This window comes from Modicisalibacter luteus DSM 23508 (genome assembly GCF_000378505.1).
Taxonomy (GTDB): Bacteria; Pseudomonadota; Gammaproteobacteria; order Pseudomonadales; family Halomonadaceae; genus Modicisalibacter; species Modicisalibacter luteus.
In genome coordinates this window covers 137,896-158,116 of record NZ_KB899993.1, presented here as the reverse complement: position 1 = coordinate 158,116, position 20,221 = coordinate 137,896, and the positions used below count along the sequence as shown (strand labels likewise).

The 20,221-nt window shown below is 56.4% G+C and carries 21 protein-coding genes; 9 read left to right on the top strand and 12 right to left on the bottom strand.

The window, feature by feature from the left end:
- Nucleotides 1–14: 14 nt before the first annotated feature.
- The 6 genes from flgG to flgB all read right to left on the bottom strand — a co-directional run bounded on the left by flgG (nt 15) and on the right by flgB (nt 4,481).
- Nucleotides 15–797, bottom strand: a complete 783-nt coding sequence (gene flgG / locus F568_RS0109085; RefSeq protein WP_019018404.1) for a flagellar basal-body rod protein FlgG — start codon at nt 795–797, stop codon at nt 15–17.
- 43 nt (nt 798–840) lie between these two features.
- Nucleotides 841–1,578: a flagellar basal-body rod protein FlgF gene (flgF, locus tag F568_RS0109080; protein WP_019018403.1), complete on the bottom strand. Its 738-nt coding sequence runs from the start codon at nt 1,576–1,578 to the stop codon at nt 841–843.
- Between the two features lie 78 nt (nt 1,579–1,656).
- Nucleotides 1,657–2,871 (bottom strand): flagellar hook protein FlgE, encoded by a 1,215-nt coding sequence (flgE, locus tag F568_RS0109075; protein ID WP_019018402.1) that lies wholly within the window; start codon nt 2,869–2,871, stop codon nt 1,657–1,659.
- Between the two features lie 59 nt (nt 2,872–2,930).
- Nucleotides 2,931–3,629, bottom strand: coding sequence for a flagellar hook assembly protein FlgD (locus F568_RS0109070; protein WP_019018401.1), 699 nt, complete (start codon nt 3,627–3,629; stop codon nt 2,931–2,933).
- A gap of 24 nt (nt 3,630–3,653) precedes the next feature.
- A complete protein-coding gene (flgC, locus tag F568_RS0109065) occupies nt 3,654–4,061 on the bottom strand; it encodes a flagellar basal body rod protein FlgC (RefSeq protein WP_026300434.1) in 408 nt (135 codons plus the stop codon).
- A gap of 6 nt (nt 4,062–4,067) precedes the next feature.
- Nucleotides 4,068–4,481 (bottom strand): flagellar basal body rod protein FlgB, encoded by a 414-nt coding sequence (gene flgB, locus F568_RS0109060; RefSeq protein ID WP_026300433.1) that lies wholly within the window; start codon nt 4,479–4,481, stop codon nt 4,068–4,070.
- Nucleotides 4,482–4,717: 236 nt separating this feature from the next.
- Here flgB and flgA point away from each other — a divergent pair, with 236 nt between their 5' ends.
- From flgA to F568_RS22515, 4 genes are all read left to right on the top strand, one after another.
- Nucleotides 4,718–5,386 carry a flagellar basal body P-ring formation chaperone FlgA gene (gene flgA, locus F568_RS0109055; RefSeq protein WP_019018398.1) on the top strand — a complete coding sequence of 223 codons (669 nt, stop codon included), beginning with the start codon at nt 4,718–4,720 and terminating at the stop codon, nt 5,384–5,386.
- Nucleotides 5,387–5,496: 110 nt separating this feature from the next.
- A complete protein-coding gene (flgM, locus tag F568_RS0109050; protein ID WP_019018397.1) occupies nt 5,497–5,778 on the top strand; it encodes a flagellar biosynthesis anti-sigma factor FlgM in 282 nt (93 codons plus the stop codon).
- Between the two features lie 20 nt (nt 5,779–5,798).
- Nucleotides 5,799–6,251 (top strand): flagella synthesis protein FlgN, encoded by a 453-nt coding sequence (locus F568_RS0109045; protein WP_019018396.1) that lies wholly within the window; start codon nt 5,799–5,801, stop codon nt 6,249–6,251.
- Between the two features lie 198 nt (nt 6,252–6,449).
- Nucleotides 6,450–7,928: a GGDEF domain-containing protein gene (locus tag F568_RS22515; RefSeq protein ID WP_019018395.1), complete on the top strand. Its 1,479-nt coding sequence runs from the start codon at nt 6,450–6,452 to the stop codon at nt 7,926–7,928.
- 4 nt (nt 7,929–7,932) lie between these two features.
- Here F568_RS22515 and F568_RS0109035 read toward each other — a convergent pair whose 3' ends face one another.
- Complete coding sequence (locus F568_RS0109035; protein ID WP_019018394.1) at nt 7,933–8,343, bottom strand: SRPBCC family protein; 411 nt, start codon at nt 8,341–8,343, stop codon at nt 7,933–7,935.
- Between the two features lie 219 nt (nt 8,344–8,562).
- Here F568_RS0109035 and queC point away from each other — a divergent pair, with 219 nt between their 5' ends.
- The 5 genes from queC to F568_RS24315 all read left to right on the top strand — a co-directional run bounded on the left by queC (nt 8,563) and on the right by F568_RS24315 (nt 12,515).
- Entirely contained in the window at nt 8,563–9,264 is a 702-nt protein-coding gene (gene queC / locus F568_RS0109030) for a 7-cyano-7-deazaguanine synthase QueC (RefSeq protein ID WP_019018393.1), read from the top strand.
- Nucleotides 9,257–9,904, top strand: coding sequence for a 7-carboxy-7-deazaguanine synthase (gene queE, locus F568_RS0109025; protein WP_019018392.1), 648 nt, complete (start codon nt 9,257–9,259; stop codon nt 9,902–9,904). Before queC ends, queE begins: the two co-directional genes overlap by 8 nt.
- Nucleotides 9,904–10,764 (top strand): 6-carboxytetrahydropterin synthase, encoded by an 861-nt coding sequence (locus F568_RS0109020; protein ID WP_019018391.1) that lies wholly within the window; start codon nt 9,904–9,906, stop codon nt 10,762–10,764. Before queE ends, F568_RS0109020 begins: the two co-directional genes overlap by 1 nt.
- A gap of 108 nt (nt 10,765–10,872) precedes the next feature.
- A complete protein-coding gene (locus F568_RS22510; RefSeq protein WP_019018390.1) occupies nt 10,873–12,222 on the top strand; it encodes a mechanosensitive ion channel family protein in 1,350 nt (449 codons plus the stop codon).
- A gap of 44 nt (nt 12,223–12,266) precedes the next feature.
- Nucleotides 12,267–12,515, top strand: coding sequence for a YkgJ family cysteine cluster protein (locus F568_RS24315; RefSeq protein ID WP_083933005.1), 249 nt, complete (start codon nt 12,267–12,269; stop codon nt 12,513–12,515).
- Nucleotides 12,516–12,546: 31 nt separating this feature from the next.
- Here F568_RS24315 and F568_RS0109010 read toward each other — a convergent pair whose 3' ends face one another.
- From F568_RS0109010 to clpX, 5 genes are all read right to left on the bottom strand, one after another.
- On the bottom strand, nt 12,547–13,575 hold the full coding sequence (locus tag F568_RS0109010) for a CobW family GTP-binding protein (protein WP_019018389.1): 1,029 nt from the start codon (nt 13,573–13,575) through the stop codon (nt 12,547–12,549).
- Between the two features lie 150 nt (nt 13,576–13,725).
- Nucleotides 13,726–15,552 (bottom strand): SurA N-terminal domain-containing protein, encoded by a 1,827-nt coding sequence (locus tag F568_RS0109005; protein WP_019018388.1) that lies wholly within the window; start codon nt 15,550–15,552, stop codon nt 13,726–13,728.
- Between the two features lie 177 nt (nt 15,553–15,729).
- Nucleotides 15,730–16,002 carry a nucleoid-associated protein HU-beta gene (hupB, locus tag F568_RS0109000; RefSeq protein WP_019018387.1) on the bottom strand — a complete coding sequence of 91 codons (273 nt, stop codon included), beginning with the start codon at nt 16,000–16,002 and terminating at the stop codon, nt 15,730–15,732.
- Between the two features lie 176 nt (nt 16,003–16,178).
- Nucleotides 16,179–18,587 carry an endopeptidase La gene (gene lon, locus F568_RS0108995; protein ID WP_019018386.1) on the bottom strand — a complete coding sequence of 803 codons (2,409 nt, stop codon included), beginning with the start codon at nt 18,585–18,587 and terminating at the stop codon, nt 16,179–16,181.
- 317 nt (nt 18,588–18,904) lie between these two features.
- Entirely contained in the window at nt 18,905–20,182 is a 1,278-nt protein-coding gene (gene clpX / locus F568_RS0108990) for an ATP-dependent Clp protease ATP-binding subunit ClpX (protein ID WP_019018385.1), read from the bottom strand.
- Nucleotides 20,183–20,221: the final 39 nt, after the last annotated feature.

Below are 20,221 nucleotides of genomic sequence, written 5' to 3'. Positions count from 1 at the left end.
ACCCATGCTCAGGATCACAACTGGGCCAAACGCGCCAGCATCTCGTCGGAAGTCTGTACAGCCTTGCTGTTGATCTCGTAGGCACGCTGGGTCTGGATCATGCTGACCATTTCCTCGACCACATTGACGTTGGAGGTTTCTACATAGCCCTGGTAGAGGCTACCGGCACCGTTGAGGCCTGGCAGGTTCTGGAAAGCCGGCCCGGAAGCATCTGTCTCGAGATACAGATTCTCGCCAATGCTTTCCAGCCCGGTCGGGTTGGTGAAATTCGCCAGCATGAGCGTACCGACTTCATCGGACTGACTGCTTCCCGGCCGGGTGATCGAGACGATGCCATCCTGGCTGATCGATACAGACAGAGCATCCTGAGGAATGTTAATTGCCGGCTCGATCGGGTAACCGCTGGCCGTGACCATGTCACCGTTCTGGTTGACCTGAAAGCTTCCATCGCGCGTGTAGGCGGTCGTGCCATCCGGACGCATTACCTGGAAGAAACCCTTGCCATTGATAGCCAGATCGCGGGAATTCCCTGTATTTTCCAGGCCACCTTGGGTATGCAGGCGCTCGGTGGCAACGGGGCGGACACCGCTACCTATCTGCATGCCTGACGGCAGGTTGTCCTGCACAGTGGATTGAGCGCCCGGCTGGCGCAGGTTCTGATACAACAGGTCCTCGAACACGGCCCTTGAGCGCTTGAAACCATTGGTGCTGACGTTTGCCAGGTTGTTGGAGATGACATCCATCTGCACCTGCTGGGATTCGAGACCGGTCTTGGCCGTCCACAGCGATCTGATCATGATACGTTTCCTCGATAATTCTTCTGGCTAATCGCTTAGCGAATTAGCCTGTCACGGAAAGCAGGTTGTTGGCCCGTTGGGAGTTTTCATCAACGCTTTCGATGGACTTCATCTGCATATCGTAGCGACGAGCGCTATCGATCATGGAGACCATGGCTTCGGTAACGCTGACGTTGCTGCCTTCCAGCGCGCCACTGACAACCCGCACCGTGTCATCAGCTTCCAGTACCCCGCCCTGGGCAGGACGGAACAAGCCATCCTCGCCACGTACCAGGCTACCCGGCTCAGGGTTGACCAGCTTGAGCTGACCTGCCGGGCCTCGTGTGGCCGGCTCGCCACCCGGGACCAGAGCACTGAGCGTGCCGTCACTACCGATGCTGACATCGGCACCCAGCGGGACAGCGATGGGGCCGCCATTGCCCATGACCGGCCGCCCCATCACGGTGAGCATGCCGTTGGCATCGACCTGCAGGTCGCCGCGGCGCGTATAGGCCTCGCCATCCGGCGTTTGGACGGCCAGCCAGCCGTCACCGTCGATAGCAACATCCAGCTCGCGCCCGGTGGTGTTGATGGGGCCATGGCTGTAATTGGTGCCCGGCGTGGTAGCCGCAACCACAGTCCGCGTCGCCAAGCCCTCGCCCTGCACCGGTACCGCTCGCATGGCCTGCAACTCAGAGCGGAAACCCGGCGTCGAGGCATTGGCAAGGTTATGATTGATGACCGACTGCAGATCCATGCTCTGCCTGGCTCCGCTCATCGCTGTATAAAGGATGCGATCCATGGGGTCTGGCTCTCCTGATTCCCAGAAACAGTTACATCAACACGACCGGGCCAACCGAATGGCCCGGCGCAGCCAGCATTAGAGATTCACGATACCTTGCATGACTTCGTCCTGGGTCTTGATGGTCTGGGAATTAGCCTGGAAGTTGCGCTGAGCAATGATCAGATCAACCAGCTCTTTGGTCAGATCGACATTGGAAGTTTCGACAGTGCCGGACTCAATGGAACCCAGCATGCCGCTGCCCGCCAGGCCGACCAATGCCTGGCCGGATGCAGTGGTCTCGACCCAAGCGTTATCCCCCACCGGCTTGAGGCCTTCCGGGTTGCGGAAGTTGGCCAACGCGATGGTACCGAGCACCTTGGACTCTTCGTTGGAATAGCTGCCGATGACGTTGCCGGCATCATCGATGGTGATGCCGACCATGCTGCCAGAGGTATAGCCGTCCTGGTTCAGACTGCTGAGCTCGAAATCATTACCGTACTGGGTGGTACCACCGAAATCGAAAGCAACGCCTTGGGGATTAGTGGCCCCATTGGCATGCGTAAAGGTATAAGTCAGAGTATCGCTTCCGGTCAGTTGACCATTGCTATCAAACGTCAAGGGTTGAGGCTGGCCATCACCGCCAGTCAAAGTTCCATCGATGGAAGTACGGACCTGCCAATCGTTGTCTCCGATGGGCGGATTTGCAGTTGCATCGGGCTCAAGCTTAGCAAAGTACATCGTGACGTTATGGCGGTTGCCCAACGAATCATAGACCGTTGAACTGTTGGCGTAGTTGTAGCTAAAGTTACCACTGGCATGCTGAGTCTGGTCAGCTGGATTACTGCTAGAGTTGGCATCCAGGTTGAGGCTGGCATTCACCCCTGTGGTCGCCTTGGCCTCTAATGCAGCCGCAGGCACCTGCAGCGCCTGCGGCTGCCCACCGGCACCTACTCCCGCCGGGTAACCGGTCAGGCGCGCGCCTTGGGCATTTTCCAGATAGCCATCTGGGGTCATGGTCAGCTGGCCGTTACGCGAATAAACCACCTGGTCATTCTGGGTCATGCGGAAAAAGCCGCCACCGGCAATCGCCAAGTCGAGATTGCGGCCGGAGGATTCCAGCGCACCATTGCTGAAGTCCTGGAGCACCGCGGAAACCCGCGTCCCCAGACCGGTCTTGGCGGCATATACGTCGGCAAACTGAACACTAGAGCCCTTGAAGCCCACCGTCTGCGAGTTGGCAATGTTATTGCCGACAACGTCGAGTTGCGAAGATGCTGCATTAAGGCCGCTAAGCGCTTGTGAAAAACCCATGATTCTACTCCTGCGCGTATTCTAAATCTGGTTATGGTTTTTAGCTGAGATGCGTGGCATTAGAGAATCTGGCGCACGTCCTCGAGCCTGACCTGATCGGAGAGCGCTCCCAGATCCAGGCGTGGGCCGCTATCTGTCTTGACCACGCCGTTCACTTGGGCGTAGTGCAGTGAAGTCACCGCGACAGGCTCATCATCAAGGGTTGCCTCGATGGATACCTTGTATTCACCCGCCGGGGCCGTAGTCTTGCCATCGCTTAGCGTGCCATCCCAGGTGAAGGATTGTACGCCGGCATCGAGCGGCCCTACATTTTCATAGGTGCGCATGACTTCACCGGCACCGTTGGTAATAGTGATCTTGACCTGCTCAGCAGGGCTCTTGAGCTCGACGCCAAATGGCGTGGTAGCGACACCTTCGGCCTCATCGCTACCCTTGCCGACCAACACACGGTCACCTGGCACCAGCACGCCCTGGCCGATCAGCGCCGCTGCTTGCAGGGTCTGACCGGCATCGATCTGTCCCGTGATGCCCTCGAGGGTCGTATTGAGCTCCTGGATACCGTTGACCGTATTGATCTGTGCCAACTGAGAGGTCATCTCAGCATTTTCCATCGGCTTCAATGGATCCTGGTTCTTCAGCTGCGTTACCAGCAGAGTCATGAAGCTGTCGCTTAGCTCTTGGCTGGTGCCCTGAGTCTGCTTGGCGGCGGCGCCCAGGTTCATGTTGTTGAGTACACCGCTATCTATGCTGTTGGCCATTGGCTATCTCCTCGACCTACCGAATCAGTTTTCGCCCAACGTCAACGTCTTGAGCATCAGCGTCTTGCTGGTGTTCATGACCTCGACGTTGGCTTGGTAGGACCGCGACGCCGCGATCATGTTGACCATCTCGTTGACCGGTTCCACATTGGGCATCGTCACGTAGCCTTCCTCGTCGGCCAGCGGATGATCCGGGCGATACTCGGTACGCATCGGCGACGGATCGTCGATGACCTGGGAAACGCGCACGCCACCCACACCATTGGCGGCTTGCGACTGGGTCTCGAACATGACCTGCTTGGCCCGATAGGCTTCGCCGTCAGGACCCGCCACGCTATCGGCGTTGGCCATGTTGCTGGCGGTGACATTCATACGCTGCGACTGGGCACTCATGGCCGACGCAGAGATATCGAAAACGCTAAACATAGACACGCGGCATTACTCCGACTGCATGGCCGTCTTCAGGCCCTGGATCTTGCGGTTGAGGATGGTCAGGCCGGCTTGATAGCGAACCGCATTATCGGCAAACTGCGCGCGCTCGCGGTCCATGTCCACGGTGTTACCGTCCAGACTCGGCTGATCGGGAACGCGATACAGCAGATCCCGCCCCGTCGAAACCGATGCCTGCGCAGGAATGTGGTGGCTGGAGGTAGTCGCCAGGCCCAGCCCTTCGCGACTGGTCCGCCCGCTTTCCATGGCTCGAGACAATTCGCTGGAGAAATCGAAGTCACGCGCCTTGTAGTTGGGCGTATCGGCATTGGCGATATTGCTGGACAGTACTTTTTGTCGTTCGGCGCGCAGATTGAGTACTTCCTGGTGGAAGTTTAGCGCCCCGGCAAGCTTGTCGATCATCATCGAGCCCTTTGGCCTGGATGGGGATAGATTCAGCGTGGAGAATAGACCTACCCCTGTCAGCCCAAAGGCAAAAACAGGCCATAATTTGGCCATCATTTCAGCGTTTGGTTTTTTTCGCCTACTCCTAGAATCGGCGACTATCGAAATGGGAGGCGGAAATGCGGATCACGACAGACGCCAAGATGAACGGAATACCTCACCAGAGGACGACACGCCTTACAATGAGGCTGTTATTGTCGTTCGTCCTGTGGCTAGTTCCCGCAATTTCCACCTGGGGCGCAACGGAGATTGACGCTCAGGTAGAAGATCGCATCACAGCGTTTCTGACCGACCAAGCCAGCGACTTGGGGCGTGACATCGAAGTTACGGTACATCCGGCATCGGCTCGCCTGGCCACCTGTATCGACCCGCAGCCTTTCCTGACAAATCCCGGGCAGCGCCTGTACGGTCGTGTTTCTATCGGCCTGCGCTGCGGGGAGCAAGGGCAGCAGACGCGTTACCTTCAAGCTACAGTTTCCGTGTTGGTCGATCATGTCGTCACCGCGCGTCAAATCGAGGCAGGTACGCTTATCACAGCTAATGATCTGACCGTGGAAGAGGCTCGGCTGGAAAGCCTGCCCCGCCATGCCTTGCTGAGTATCGATGAGGCGCTGGGCATGACCGTCGCCCGACCATTGCGGGCTGGTACGTCACTGCAAACCCAGTATCTTCGTCGCCCACAACTCGTCTCGCGTGGCGATCATGTGACCGTAACGGCACAAGGCGCAGGGTTTTCGATCAGCCGTAAGGTCAAGGCGTTGGACAACGGTGCATTGGGCGATGAGGTTCGCTTGAGCACAAATAACGGGGAACAGCTCATGGCTACCGTGACAGGGCCCAACCAACTAAAAATTACGCTCTAACATGCAAGCTCGACCAGTAGTCGCTGGAACCTAAATTTCTGCCGATGGACTAAAGTATCCGTACCCGACGCCGATAGACAGGGAAAGCGACCTATTGTGAGGATGATTGCGTGAAAATCGACAATTCTCAGGCTCTGAACCCGATTGCCCAAGGTGAAGCCGGCAAGAAGCCCCAAACCAGCGCGGCAGACTCGGCCAAGAGCAAGACCCAACCAGCTACCGTCACCCACCTGAGTGACGGGGCTAAAGACGCCAGCAAGGATGTCGATGCCACTCGCGTCGCCGAGATTCGTCAGGCGATTAACGAGGGCCGTCTCGATATTCGCGCCGAGCGTATCGCCGACGGGTTGATCGACAGTGTGCGCGATCTACTCGGCGACAAGACGTCCTGAATCGTTTTGGAGTATCGACCATGAGCCTGGCCCGGCATATTGCCCGTCAACGCAGTCACCTTGAAACCCTGATCGAGCTACTCGAAGCCGAGCGGGAATGCCTAGCCCATGGTCATGTCGATGGAGAGCATCTTTCACAACTGGCCCGTGACAAGCAGGAGACATTTGTCCTGCTTGAGCAGCTCGAGTCCCAACGCGTTACCGCTCAGCGTAAGCTGGGCTATGGTGAGGGCCGACTCGGTGCAGAGCGAGCAGCTCAAGATGCCGGGTGCATGCAGGATTGGCAAACTTTTCGTGAAAGAGCGCAGCATGCCAAGCAGCTCAATCAGCTCAACGGTGTGCTCGTCGGCTCTCGATTGGCTCAGAACCAGCGAATTCTCGATTTTCTCAACGAGGCAGCTGGTAAAGCACTTTACGGACCCGACGGCCAATCACGCCGGCGTGGCTTCGGCGGGATTGCTTCTAGCGCTTAATTGTAAGCCTACCGTAAAGATCGCGTGTATTTGCGTAAGGGAATTTATCTTGACCCGCAGGTAACAATCCGCTGTTATAGTGTGACCGACGGTTATATGCCTTCAGTATAAGGATATAATGATGCGCGTGGTCGTTACACTTTTACCCTGTGGTAATGCTCCACAGCTAGCGGGGTGGCACTTGCGGGGGGCTGTTGCTTGATTTCCGACGCGTTGCGCCAGTCCCTGGCCACTTGCCCTACTCTTCCTTCGCTGCCTGCTGCCGTACTCAAGGTCATTGAGCTGGCACGCGATCCCGACGTCAAGCTGCAGCCTCTGGTCGAAGCACTCAATCATGATCCCGCGCTGACCGTTAGACTGATTTCCCTGGCCAATACCGTTTATTACACTTTGGGCGGACGCCCAGCCAGCACATTACGCGAAGCGGTAGAGCGGCTCGGGCTGGAGATGTCCGTCTCGCTGGCCCTTGGATTCAGTTTGGCTCGAAGCTACGGCAACCGGGCCCGGACCAAAGGCCTGGACCTGCACAAATATTGGCAGCGATCCCTCACCAGTGCCATTGCTGCACGCGAATTGGCACGCCACGTCCCGAACGAGCTGGATAGCGATACTATTTTTACTGCCGCCCTGCTACAGGATATCGGCATGCTAGCTCTGGATGCCGTCGAAGGGCCTATTTACGCCGATACGCTGGGAGGCAACCTTCAACATGACGAAATTAGCCTGCGCGAACGAATCGACCTGGGTGCTGACCATACCGAGATCGGCGCCTGGTTAGCCGCCACCTGGGGACTTTCGCCGCTGAGTTGCGAGTGGATCCGCTACAGTCACGACTGCCCCGTCAACCAACAGTCACTGACTGGCGGCGAGTGTGTCATGTTATCGGGACGCCTGGCAGACATCTGGTTGGCACCGGATGGACACAAGACCTTGGCGCAGCTCGAGCCCTGGCTTGGCGATGATACGTTTCGCAGCGAATTACTGGGAAGCATTCAGGAACAGTTACCCATAATTGCGGAGTTGTTTGATGTCGACGCACCGGACCGGATCGATCCCCAGCAATTGCTTTTCGAAAGCAAGCAGCTCTTGCTCGAACGCAGCCTGAATCTATACGAACGTCTCAAGAAGCAGGAAAGGGAACTCGCTCAGTTACGTGAGAACAACGCCAAGCTCAGCGAAGCCGTCCGCTTCGACCCGCTGACTCGGCTGTTCAATCGCCAATACCTGATGCAATTGTTCGAGAGCTGTTTTTGCGAGGCACAGAGTGACGGCTCGAGATTATCGCTCGTTTTTATTGATCTCGACCATTTCAAGCAGATCAATGATAAGCATGGACATCATTTCGGTGACGAGGTTCTGCGTGCCTTCGCTAAACTGCTGCAAGGTACCAGTGAGCCCGGCACCATCGTGGGACGTTACGGCGGTGAGGAGTTTCTCGCCATTCTCAAGAACCGCTCTCACTCGGAAGCCTCGGCATTTGCCGACACTCTTTGCGCAAAGCTACGCGACCAGCCTTTGGTACATCATGCAGGCGTCCCTGTCTTCATCACCGCATCCGTGGGTGTCGTCAGCCTGGGTGACGGGGATTTTTCCTTACCGAAAGAGATGATCCATATTGCCGATCAGCGCATGTATCTTTCCAAGCGCCAGGGACGCAACCGAATCACAGCACAATGAGCGGTCATAGGCGCGCCTCGATGCGCTCCAGAATCTGCCGGCTGACCTGATTCGCAATTGGCTGGGCAGCCTTGTTGACCGCCTTCTCCAAGAGCCGATTACGAATATGATATTCCACGGTCAATGTCACTCGTGTGCCTTCGGGCACACTTTCGAGCCGATAACGCCCCGTATTACGCACGCCTTCCACCGATTCCCACGCAAGCGTTTCAGGCGCTCGTCGCTCCGTGATCTGCACATCAAAAGTCCAATCCATCCTTATGGCGTGGATATGCCAACGGTAGCGTGAATCGCCAAGCGGTTCGATCGATTCGATCATGTCGGAATAATCGGCAAAATTTTCTACCTGCTCCAGCAGGGCAAATACTCTTTCGCGTTCTGCATGGACAATTGCGCTATGTTCAATGGTTGCCATTCGATACTCTCGCCGATTCGCCGGACTGCTTTCGAGGGTAACGTTAGCTACGTCGAATCGCCAGTCATCGATCCTGGCTGCCAGCCTTTCCAAACGGTAAGATAACGCCCGCTCTCGACACGAGAGCAGCTCGCAGCGATGAGCGTCTCGCTTGTCGTCCGGACACCCGGATCCCGGACTCGTCTCCGACGAATCAACAAATTCTCCGGCAGGATAATCATGACCCAACGATCTACCGATGCTGCAGGCGTCGACGTCCAGAAAGCCGTCGTCATCTATTCCGGCGGCATGGATTCCTACACCGTCCTTCATAAAGCGTTACGACAGGGTTTCGATGTACATGCGCTTTCCTTTCACTACGGTCAGCGCCATGCCAAGGAACTTCACGTAGCTGAGCAGGTTTGCGATGACCTGGGCATTAATCACCGGCTCATCGACATCCGGGCCATCCACTCGCTCATGGATGGATCCGCGCTTACCGACACCAATCGCGCCATGCCCAACGGCGATTATGCGCAAGATAACCTGAGCGCTACCGTAGTACCCAATCGCAACATGGTACTGCTGTCGCTCGCGATTGCGCATGCGGTCAATATTGGCGCCAATATTTGTTTTTACGGCGCGCATGGCGGCGACCATACCCTTTATCCCGATTGTCGCCCCGAGTTCGTTGAGAAAATGAATGCTGTGGCAGCTATCGCCAATTTCGAGCCAGTGCGCATCGAGGCACCGTTTCTGCATACCGATAAGGCCAACATCTTAGCCGCCGGGCTCTCCATGGGGCTCGACTATGCATATACCTGGACATGCTATTTAGGCGGGGAGCTTGCTTGCGGCAAGTGTGGCAGCTGTCGTGAGCGGTTGGCAGCCTTTGCCGCCAATGGCGTTACCGACCCTGTGAGGTACTCGTCCCATGTATAGCGTCAAGGAAGCTTTCTACTCGCTCCAGGGCGAAGGGGCGCGTGCCGGAAGGGCTAGCGTGTTTTGCCGGTTTTCAGGCTGTAACCTGTGGTCAGGGCGTGAACGCGATCGAGCGACCAGTGTTTGCCGTTTCTGTGATACCGATTTTGTCGGGATCAATGGCCAGAACGGGGGCCGATTTGCCACAGCTGACGAACTCTCCAGTCACCTTGCATCATTATGGCCTACGTCTACCCTCGAGACGTCCAAGCCTTACGTCGTGTTCACTGGTGGTGAGCCGCTTCTTCAGCTCGACTCCTCCCTTCTCATGGCCATGCATGACCGCGGCTTCGAAGTTGCCGTGGAGACGAATGGCACGTTGCAGCCCCCCGTTGGCATCGACTGGATATGCGTTAGTCCCAAGGGACGGGCACCTTTAAGGCTGACTCAAGGAAACGAACTCAAGCTGGTATACCCTCAGGCAGATGCTAGGCCAGAGCAATTCACTGACCTAGCCTTCGATCACTTCTTTTTGCAACCCATGGAGTTAGATTTCCAAGGCTCAAAAGGAAATACCCTGACGGAAACGGTGAGTTATTGCCTGTCCCATCCACAATGGCGCCTGTCCGTACAGATCCACAAGTTAGCGGGAATCGACTAATGACTCTCTTCGTTAATAACCTGACCCATCTGGATGTCTCGTTGTGGTGTCCGCACCGCGGCCTGATCGGGGCCAGTTGGCATGTGGGCGTCGAGCTTGACGGGCAACTGGGCGAAGACGGCATGCTTTTCGACTTTGGTCAGGTCAAACCCTGGGTCAAGTCGCATCTCGATAGCGGACCGGACCATACCCTCCTGGTACCCTTAGAAGCACCGGGACTAAGCGTACACGATTGCAGCGAAGGTATATGTATTCGGACCACGACCCCATATCCGATGGAGGTCCGTGGTCCGCGCCAGGCTTTCACCTTACTGCCTTGGAAGGAAGTTACCCCGCAGCGTCTCGCCGACCACTACAGCACCGTACTCAGCCGACGTCCTCCTCCAAGGGTTGAGGCCATCAGATTGGAACTGCATGACGAAGCCATCGAGGATGCGGCCTTTACCTACAGCCACGGTCTAAAGCATCACGAAGGAAACTGCCAGCGCATTGCGCACGGCCACCGTTCACGTCTGCGTATATGGGCCCAAGGTTCGCGGCAGCCTGAGTTGGAGTCCGCTTGGGCCGAACGCCTGCATGATCGCTACTTGGTGACAGAGGACGACATCGCTGATGCCGGCCCCCCAGGGCCTCGAGGCCAGCTGACAATCCGCTATAAAGCAGCTCAGGGTCAATTTCAGATCCGTCTGCCCCGTGAACGCTGCATCATCATGCCAACCCCCACCACCGTAGAGCATATTGCTGCCTGGCTGTCGGACGGCATCACGAGCGAGTCGGAAAGCGAAGTTCGTGTCCAAGCCTTCGAGGGGATCGGCAAGGGTGCGTTTTCCGGCCCACGCAGCGTGATGGCCAACGGCTGAAACGAATCAACTTCAGAATTCGGTGTCGGGAAGCAATTCTTCTAGGCTAAATGCATGAGAACGCGGAGCCAGGCTCCGCGTAGTCATTCAGCCGATGGAGATAAAGGAATGTATTGGCTCGAACGTCAATTCGGCACCGCACTGTCGAGCGGGGGCTTGGCCTTAGCCTTACTGCTGGTCGCCGCCACGGCATCCTTCGCCCTGCGACAACTGCATCGTCGCGTGCAGTCAAGCACGACCCCTCATCTACGCCTGTTGCGTGTGCTCGGCCAGGCTGTGTATTTACCCGTACAATTGCTGATCTGGCTATATGGTCCAGCGATCTCCTTGGTCGTGCTACTCCCCGAGGTCCCCGCAAGGATGGCTTTGGTCATCGCTGCGCATACACTCGGCGCGACTCTTGCCATCTGGCTATTCTTGCGCCTCGCCAAGCGAATGATCGCCTATCTCGACCGGTGGTCGCAACGACGCAGCAATGCATTGGACAAGTATTTCTTTCCCTTCCTGGCACGTTGCTGTGCCGTACTGCTTCCCGTCTTTCTGCTGTTTTCGCTGTTGCCACTGGTTACGGACTCGCCGGGGCTGGAAGCTTCCTTGAACAATCTGGCCAGTCTGGTGCTTATTGGTGGTATTGCCGCTGTTCTGATGTATATGGTGGGGATCGGTGAAAACATCCTGCATGCGCGGTTTCGCACCGATGTCGCCGATAACTTGCGCGCACGCCAGGTACATACTCAAGTCGCCATGCTGCGCAAGCTGATCAATTTCATCATCGTCGTGCTAGCCATCGCATCGATGTTGATGGTATTCGATAAGGTACGCCAACTTGGCGCCAGCATTCTGGCCTCGGCAGGGATCATCGGGGTAGTCGTCGGCTTTGCAGCCCAGAAAGTCCTGGGCAATTTGCTTGCGGGTATTCAAATTGCGCTAACCCAACCCATTCGACTGGATGACGCGGTCGTCGTCGAAGGAGAATGGGGGCGCGTTGAAGAATTGACGCTGACCTATGTCGTGATTCGTATCTGGGACCTTCGCCGGCTGGTTCTGCCAATCAATTATTTCATAGATAACCCCTTCCAGAACTGGACCCGCAGTAGTGCTGATCTGATCGGGACCGTATTCATCTACGTTGACTACACCTTGCCGCTCGATCCGGTCAGAGAAGAGTTGGCCCGGGTTCTGGCTGCCTCAAAGTATTGGGATGGCAAGGTCAGTGTGGTACAGGCCACCGATTTTAGTGAGCGCACCATGCAGGTCCGCATTCTGGTCAGTGCGGGTAGCGGTGGTGATGCGTTCGATCTCCGCTGTGAAGTGCGTGAAAAGTTGATTGCATTCATCAATACCCACTACCCCTATGCCCTGCCTAGGCTACGTGCAGAAACGGGCGAACTGGCTCCTCTTCCCGAAAGGCACTCGACAAGTGGTGACTATGCGAGTCGGCTCGGCGAAGAGGCCTGAATTGACGTAGACTCCACCGCAAATCATCACGGAGGTGTCTTCTAATGGCGTGTCGTATCGGTTGCGGTGCCTGTTGCATCGCTCCATCCATCAGCTCACCCATCCCAGGTATGCCGCAAGGCAAACCGGCCGGAGTACGCTGCGTACAACTCGACGAAAACAATCTGTGTAGGCTCTTCAATGACCCGAAACGGCCTACTGTTTGTTATCGCTTCGACTATGATCCTGAGCTTTGCGGCAGTCATCGTGATGAGGCGCTGGAAAACATTACGATTCTCGAGGCAGCAACATGACAAGTTAGTCAAATATGATAACGGTATAAAACTAGCAGGGCCCAGCTATTCGACACTGTTGCCACATGCTCTCTAGCGCATCAGCCTCGGGTAGGCGCTGTCCAATCAGCTCAACCCGCGAGTCACGACGCCAGGCAACATCTTCCAGGGCAAGGTATCCCTGGCTTCGATTGAGCGATTTCCAACCTACCGTTGTGTGCCATATTCCTTTGAGACGTATATCGCCGGGTAAGTCGTCGATTCCCCGTGTCAGTCGATCCAGGTCAAAAACATCATCTGGATGCCAACGCCATCCGTGACTGGCAAACCCCAACGACTCACCTTCGTCATGCACCGGTTTGCCCGGCTTGGGCTGCCGGTAATCGTATGCATCCAGCATCAAGACTTGCCCAGTACCCTTGAGGCGATGGGCCTCTGGTCGCTTGACTTCATCTTGCCAATGAGCCCCGGGCTGCAGAAATTGCTCAATGGTCATGAACCGACCATTTCGCAACCAGCGCTTAGCCGGCCATAAGCCACCAACATAGTCTTGTGCCGCTTGTATCTGCTGCTGCGAAGCAATATCGGTCATGGATAGCACTACCCCATCCGCCAGAGCCAATTGGTCACGGAAGGTCTCATGCTGCAACGCCCTATCATCATGCATGCGCCGAGGGTCGAGCAGGACGATTACCTCGCTGAGCGTCAAAGCGCCTTTGAATGAATCACTGCGCAGAACATCCAGCAACCCCGCTGGGTGGCCAAGCCCAGAGGGCTCGATCAGGAGCCGGTCGGGCCTGCTGCGGTGCAGAAGGTTGACCAGCCCCGCCTGTAAGACGAAAGCCAGTTGACAGCACATGCACCCCCCCGGCAAGCCTTTCACCACTACATCATCCCTCGATTCGAACAAGGCCTGATCGATACCCACCTGGCCGAATTCATTTATCAAGATCGCCCAACGCTCATTGGACGGCTTGTAACGAATAAGCGACTTGATAAAGCTACTCTTACCGCTGCCGAGAAAACCGGTAACGATATGAACGGGAATAGGCGGTTTAGGCATCTGATCCGGTCGTGGCATGCTGGCTCCGATCTATTACTTTATAACATAACATACTATCACGTATAACCCAGTGATCCGCTTCGGACTGGATGCTTACGCTAGAAGGTAAAAGAGGGCGCAGTCAGACTGCGCCCTCTTCCAATGGTAGGCAGTAGGAGCCTAGCGCCGCTATAACCGCTCGACCTCTGCCTCGTCCTTCAGCGTCTCGAGCAATCCTTGTACCGCCGCCTGGGCACGCAGGCGCTCAGCCATTTGCACGATGAAAGCATCGGTCTGGTCCTCAGCTGAGGCGTCACCCGCCTCCACGCTAGTCAAAGCAATCAATGCCACGCCCTGAGGGATCGCCGTCTGCCCATACACCGGGTCGCTGCCCTCGGGTCTGGGCAGCCGGAAGGCCTGCTGCAAAATCGGCTGTGGAACATCGACTTCCTGCTGGCGGGAAACGTTATCGACCTGCTGCCAGTCGAGATTCAGCGAGTCGCCATTGCGCAAGGCCTGCGCCATTTCGGACGCCCTCTCACGCAATGTTTCTTTTACTTTCTCCTGCTCGACGGCACTACGTACCTGCTCTCGTACCTCGTCCAGTGGCAACGTGGTCGCTTCACGATGATCGGTGACACGCAGTACCATTCGACGCTGGTCGTCGAGCTCGATCACCTCGCTGTTATAACCGTTTTCCAGCACATCCGTCTCGAAAGCTGCCGCCATGACGCCGGGCTCTGCTAATACACCGCTGGCACCATCACGAGAAACCCAGTCGCTCTGCTGCAGCGGCAGCCCCAGATCATCCGCAACGCTTGCCAGATCATCAGCTGCAAAGCTCTCATCAATCAGGCGCTGGGCACGCTCATTAAAGGCATTACCGGCTTTTTCCATGGCCACGTCTTGACGCAACGTATCGCGCATTTCTTCGAAAGGCGGAATGTCCAGATCGGTGACCTTGATAAGGTGCAGGCCATTCTCGGTCTCGACAATGTCTGACACTTGGCCTGGCTTCAAAGAAAACGCCGCATTCTCGAAGGACTCACCGAAGAAACCTCGATTGATAAAGCCTAGATCACCCTGACTATCGGCGGTCGATCCGTCATCGGAGTATTCAGCCGCCAGCTCAGCAAAATCATCACCGGCTGCGAGTCGATCTTTCACCTTCTGCAGCCGCGCCCGGGCCTCTTCACGCGTGCGCTCATCACCGAACGAGACCATGATATGTGACACTCTTCGGCCAGCTTCACGTTCGCGTTCAGCGTAAGCGTCGCGAAGCGCCTGCTCATCCACCTGGATACTATCTGCCAGATCCGCCTGATCCAGTATCACGTAGGCCAAACGGACCTGCTCGGGGCGACGATACTGGTCTTGGTTGGCCTGGTAGTAGGATTGCAATTCTTCATCTGACACGGTGACGTCTCGTTCCAGATCATCCCGCGCCAAGACATGGTAACGGAAGCTACGAGTCTGGCGCTGCAGCTCGACGAAGCGCTCACGTTCGCTATCGAGAACGAATTCGCTAGTAGTCAGCCCTTGCTGGACTTGTTGCCGAATCAGATCTTCTCGAAGCTGCTGGCGGAAGGCCAACGGAGTGTAACCGGCACTGGCCAGGCGATTACGAAAGATCTCTTTTGAAAACTTACCATTCTGGTCCTGGAATTCGGCAAGATTGACGATCAAGTGATCGATCTGTGCCTCCGAGGCATATAGACCACCTTCTTCGGCATACTGGTCCAGCACCTCACGAGACACCAGCTGTTCAATTACCTGGTTGCGCAATGCTCGCTCCTGCTCGGGAGGGACTTGGCCAGAGCGAATAGCGCGCTGAACCTCGATCTCGACCTGCTGACGAGTAACCGGCTCTCCATTAACCTCTGCAACGTTATCACTACCTGACGTAAACAGACCGATCACCGATTCAATGCCAAACAGAGCGAGAGCGACAATGACCGCGCCAACGATGACCTTGGCGATCATGCTTTGGGAGCGATCCCGGATTTGTTGCAGCATGCTGGCCTCAAATGCTGATTGTTGAAATAAAAAAGCGCATCGCTTACGCGATGCGCCTGGCAGCAGGGACATGGTTGGCAGCTAACCGGCAAGGTGGGATGCTCAACATCGCAGGTTGATCATCAGCGCCCTGATGTCACTGCCAGGCCCCGCGTATGCAACCGGGACGTCAGGGAATCAGTTGACCGAATCCTTGAGCGCCTTGCCAGCCTTGAAGCTGGGCACCTTGGCTGCGCTGATATCGATCGGCTGACCTGTCTGGGGGTTGCGGCCAGTACGCGCAGCGCGCTCCTTGACAGTAAAAGTACCGAAGCCGACCAAGGCAACGGAATCGCCCTTCTTCAGGCTCTCGGTGACGGACTCAATCATCGCATCCAGCGCGCGACTTGCAGCTGCCTTGGGAATATCGGCAGATGCGGCGATGGCTTCGATCAGCTCGGATTTATTCACACTTCACCCCTTGACTGTTTCGGAAATTACTGAAAATCGGCGCTTCTTTAGGGCGGCTTACGCGATCACAGCAAAGCGCAATTTATAGCAATGCGGCAAAACTTCTGTCAAGCGACCTTCGGCGCCAAGCCCCGTCATAACGGGGTTTTTACCCCGTTATGTCTTTTAAAAACCCTTTAGTGCGTGCTGACCATCGTATGCGAAGAAGCCGCTTCATCAGGACGAGTATCATCGCTTGACACTTCGGAAGGATCAACCAACGCCACGTCAAGAACCTCATCGATCCAACGCACAGGACGAATATCCAAGGCATTGGTAATGTTGTCGGGAACCTCCTTGAGGTCACGACGATTCTCTTCAGGAATAAGTACGATCTTTATACCACCCCGCCTTGCTGCCAGCAATTTCTCCTTTAGCCCACCGATCGGAAGCACTTCGCCCCGCAGGTTGACTTCTCCAGTCATCGCCACGTCACAACGCACAGGGCGTTCGGTATAGGCGGATACCATGGCGGTAACCATGGCAATGCCAGCGCTGGGGCCATCCTTGGGAGTGGCACCTTCGGGCACGTGGATATGTAAATCCTCTTTTTCGAAACGCTCAGGATCTATCCCCATGGGTACGGCACGGGCACGTACCACGGTATGCGCTGCATCGACCGATTCCTTCATGACGTTACCTAGAGAGCCCGTCTTGTTCAGGCGCCCCTTACCCGGCGTAACGACCGACTCGATGTTGAGCAGTTCACCACCGACCGAAGTCCAGGCTAGGCCAGTAACTCGTCCCACCTGATGCTCCAGATCGGCCAAGCCATAGCTATAACGCCGTACGCCTGCGTAAGCCTCTATATCCTCGGCTGTCAGCGATTGCGCCGCCTGTGCGCCCTGCTTGCCTTCCTGCTCGACACGCTCGCGAAGTACTTTACGACATACTTTCGCTATCTGACGTTCGAGTTCGCGTACCCCTGCCTCGCGAGTATAGTAGCGAATGAGCTCGAGAATCGCCTCATCGGACATCGCGAGCTCTTCGTCCTTGAGCCCATTGGCCTTGAGCTGCTTGGGCAACAGGTAGCGCTTCGCGATGGCGAGTTTTTCATCCTCGGTGTAGCCCGGAAGACGAATGATCTCCATGCGATCCAGTAGTGGCCCAGGGATATTCATCGAGTTCGCGGTGCAGATGAACATCACGTCGGAAAGGTCGTAGTCGAGTTCCAGATAGTGATCACTGAACTTGTCGTTCTGCTCGGGATCAAGCACCTCAAGTAGCGCCGATGCCGGATCGCCACGATGGTCCATGCCAATCTTGTCGACTTCGTCCAGCAGGAACAGCGGGTTCTTTACGCCGGCTTTGCTCATGCGCTGGATCAATTTACCCGGCAGCGAGCCGATGTAGGTCCGGCGATGCCCACGTATTTCCGATTCGTCCCTTACGCCACCCAGGGCGAGGCGAACATACTTGCGATTGGTTGCACGAGCGATCGACTGGCCCAGCGATGTCTTACCTACCCCTGGCGGCCCAACGAGGCATAGTACCGGCCCCTTGAGCTTCTTGACCCGTTTCTGTACGGCCAAGTACTCGAGAATACGTTCCTTTACCTCTTCCAGGCCATAATGGTCTTCATCAAGCACCGAGACGGCATGCGGCAGATCGTGCTTGACGCGTGTGCGCTTTTTCCACGGCACCGACACCAGCCAATCCAGGTACGAGCGCACCACGGTCGCCTCGGCCGAGGTGGGGGCCATCATCTTGAGCTTGCTCAGCTCTTGGTTGGCCTTATCGGCAGCCTCGGCAGGCATACCGGATTCCTTGATCAGCTTCTCGTATTTATCAGCCTCGTTAGGTACGTTCTCGAGCTCGCCCATCTCTTTCTGGATGGCCTTCATCTGCTCGTTGAGGTAGTACTCACGCTGCGACTTTTCCATCTGATCCTTGACACGCGACCGAATGCGCTTTTCCACCTGTAGCAGATCGATTTCTGATTCGATCAATGCCATCAGGTGCTCGATGCGATCACGCACACGATCCATCTCGAGTAGTTCCTGCTTGTCACCGATTTTCAGCGACAGATGGGCGCAGATGGTATCAACGAGTCGGCTCGGATCCTCAATGCCCTGTAGCGAGCTGAGTACCTCGTTGGGTACTTTCTTGGACAGCTTTACGTACTGCTCAAACTGGTTGAGCAGCACTCTGACGAGCGATTCCTGCTCGCGATCTGAAAGTGGCTGGCTCTCGCGCAGCACGATATCGGCAATGCTGTAACCAGATTCAGCAAGGCCCACATGCCGCACATCGGCACGTGACGTCCCTTCGATGAGAACCTTGACGGTCCCGTCCGGCAACTTGAGCAGTTGCATGATCTCCGCCACGGTGCCTATCGAGAACAGGTCTTCAGTCCCCGGGTCGTCTTGTCCAGCCTCGCGCTGGGCGACCAACAGCACACGCTTATCGGCATCCATGGCCGCTTCGAGGGCCTGGATGGACTTTTCACGCCCTACGAACAGGGGAATGACCATCTGCGGGTAGACGACAACATCCCGCAATGGGAGAAGGGGCAGACTCAGTGTCTGTTCGGCGTTCTGCTGCATCGCAGACAGTTCCTCACGATTCGAATGTTTGGACACCAGGCACAACCTGGTTCGGCGGTTCGCAGCCGGCAAGAACGAGATGGCAGGAGCCTGATGGATCCTGTTCGGGCAGACCGACCCGACACGCATCGGCCGGAACCGAGTGAACGATCTCCTTAGTCAGCCAGGTCGAGTATTCTCCTAGCGCGGCAATCGACTATTGGGACAAGAAATTGGGGCGAAAGTGTCAATTTACAACCGTCAGGCAGCAACCGCCTCATGCTGCCTAACATACGAAAAGGGGGCCATGACGGCCCCCCTCCCGAACGGGATGAACATTAGCCATCCTTGTTCGCGACCTTGCTCTCTTCATGGTTCGAATACATGAGCAACGGCTCGCTCTCGCCAGCGATTACAGACTCGTCAATAACCACCTTGGTGACGCCTTCGAGTGACGGCACTTCATACATGGTATCGAGCAGTACCGACTCGAGAATCGAACGCAAGCCACGAGCGCCGGTCTTGCGAGTCATCGCCTTACGTGCAACCGCAAGAAGCGCATCCTCACGAAAATCGAGCTCGACGTTCTCCATCTCGAACAGCTTGGCATATTGCTTGACCAACGAGTTCTTGGGCTCGGTCAGGATCTGTACGAGCGCCTCCTCGCTGAGCTCGGTCAAGGTAGCTATCACCGGCAGACGACCGACAAATTCAGGAATCAGGCCGAACTTGACCAGATCCTCGGGCTCCACATCGGCGAGGATATCGCCAACGCCCTTGTTGGAGTCCTTACTCTTGACTGTCGCATTGAAACCGATCCCGCCCTTCTCGGCACGATCGCGAATCACCTTGTCCAGCCCAGCGAAGGCGCCGCCGACAATAAACAAGATGTTGCCGGTATCGACCTGCAGGAACTCCTGCTGCGGGTGCTTGCGTCCTCCCTGCGGAGGTACCGAAGCCGTTGTGCCTTCTATCAGCTTGAGCAGCGCCTGCTGTACCCCCTCGCCCGAAACGTCACGGGTGATCGACGGGTTGTCGGACTTGCGCGAGATCTTGTCGATCTCGTCGATGTAGACGATGCCGCGCTGGGCCTTTTCAACATCATAGTCGCACTTCTGCAGCAGCTTCTGGATGATGTTCTCTACGTCCTCACCGACATAGCCCGCTTCCGTCAGCGTCGTGGCATCGGCGATGGTAAAGGGAACATTAAGCAGACGTGCCAAGGTTTCGGCCAACAGCGTCTTGCCGCTACCCGTCGGGCCGATCAGCAGAATATTGGATTTGCCGAGCTCGACGTCATCGCTTTTCACACCTGCGCGCAGACGCTTGTAGTGGTTGTACACCGCTACAGAGAGCACCATTTTGGCCCGGTCCTGCCCGATTACGTAGTCATCGAGAGTATCGCGGATTTCACGCGGAGCTGGCAGACGATCCTCATCACCCTCAGCATCGGCCTCCAGAACCTCCTCGCGAATGATGTCGTTGCACAAATCGACACACTCGTCGCAGATATAGACGGAAGGACCTGCGATCAGCTTGCGTACTTCGTTCTGATTCTTGCCACAGAACGAGCAGTACAGCAGCTTACCCTCGTCTTTGCCTTTGCCGTCGGCCATTCGCGTACCTCTTTCCGAAGGCGACCCTATCAGCCGCCA